Origin of the sequence: Glaciecola sp. MF2-115 (assembly GCF_047250385.1) — a bacterium.
Lineage (GTDB): Bacteria > Pseudomonadota > Gammaproteobacteria > Enterobacterales > Alteromonadaceae > Glaciecola.
The window spans coordinates 1-1,322 of the sequence record NZ_JBLBVM010000008.1 but is presented as its reverse complement, the minus strand read 5'-3'; the positions used below and the strand labels follow the sequence as shown (position 1 = coordinate 1,322).

1 protein-coding gene is annotated in these 1,322 nt (G+C 42.4%); it reads left to right on the top strand.

What is annotated here, in order from left to right:
• Nucleotides 1-160: 160 nt before the first annotated feature.
• Complete coding sequence (locus ACKLNX_RS00050) at nucleotides 161-607, top strand: hypothetical protein (protein WP_412970763.1); 447 nt, start codon at nucleotides 161-163, stop codon at nucleotides 605-607.
• Nucleotides 608-1,322: the final 715 nt, after the last annotated feature.

Sequence of the window (1,322 nt, the reverse complement as noted above, 5' to 3'; positions counted from 1 at the left end):
AATTCAATATCGCAGCAATCCAACCAGTTATAACAATCGCATCAGCTCACTCCCTTCGGTCGCTGGGACAACTTTACGGGCGCATTTCGCTTCGCTCAAGAGCTGCGCCCATAAACTTGCCCTCTATGCGGGGTGTTATGTGTGTCGGATACTTCGCTAGATGAAACTGGATTTTGATAGCTATATTAAGCATATGAAAGATAGCAGAGAAGTGATGCCAACTGAGCTCTATAACTTCGCGTCCAATCCGATGCATTATGAGTTAAATGGAGCCCAATCTTTGCATGACGCTTGGGTTGTATCTATCGCTATCGAGGAGGTGAGAGATACAAACCGTCCTTTTAATGCATCGTTGAAAATTTGTATTAAATTGCTTGGTCAGCAACATGACCGTAGCTTGATACTTAGTTACTTAGACGTTAAGTCTTATTCTTTTACTGGCATCAAAAATGATATGAATCCAAATGACACATTTCACGGAGACATATTAGATCATCGTGTAGCAATCAATTCAGATAGCTTCGTGCATACTTTACATGCGCGGTCGGGCTCCATTTTTAAGGTTGTTTTTGGGAGATTCTCTTATCATGAACAGCGAAACACATAACAAACGACAACGGCGGAAGCTCGTTCGTTCAAGAGTCCCTCTCATCAGTTTTTAATGAGTTATTTTCGGGTTCGCGAGCATTCGCTGTTTAGTCTACGCTGATTAACATCAGTTGTTGTTTGGGATTCAAACGAGTATATTTTTACCTAAATGGTTAACGCAGGGAGACATGGATTGTTGTATCAAAACCACAATAAATTCAAGCAACATAACAAACGCATCAGTTCACTCCCTTCGGTCGCTGGGACAACTTTACGGGCGCATTTCGCTCCGCTCAAAAGCTGCACCCGTAAACTTGCCCTCTATGCGGGGTGTTATGGTTAACACAAGAAACTAAAAAGCGGAGTAAGCCCAAAAGCGGTTCTTCGTTAGTTTTTCTTATCCGTGGTTCGCGCGCTGCCGATGTTTAGTTATTGCCTTTTCAGCATATTCACAGGCTCGACGTTTGTAATTGTGGACCCTTCAACAATAAGACAGTGGCTTCCATGTTCGCGAGCAGCAGCTGTCTCGTTTTCGCTAACATACATAAGTTCTCGTCGCGAAAGTTCAGTTAATGCTCGTTCTTTCAAGAGTTACTCTCATCTGCTTTTAATAAGATATTTTCGGGTGCGCGCGCATTTGCTGTATGGTCTTCGCCAGGATAATTCAGTTGTTGTTTCAGTCAAAGTTGGGTAATGTTTAACTTCAAACAACGTATCAAATAACAACATCAAAG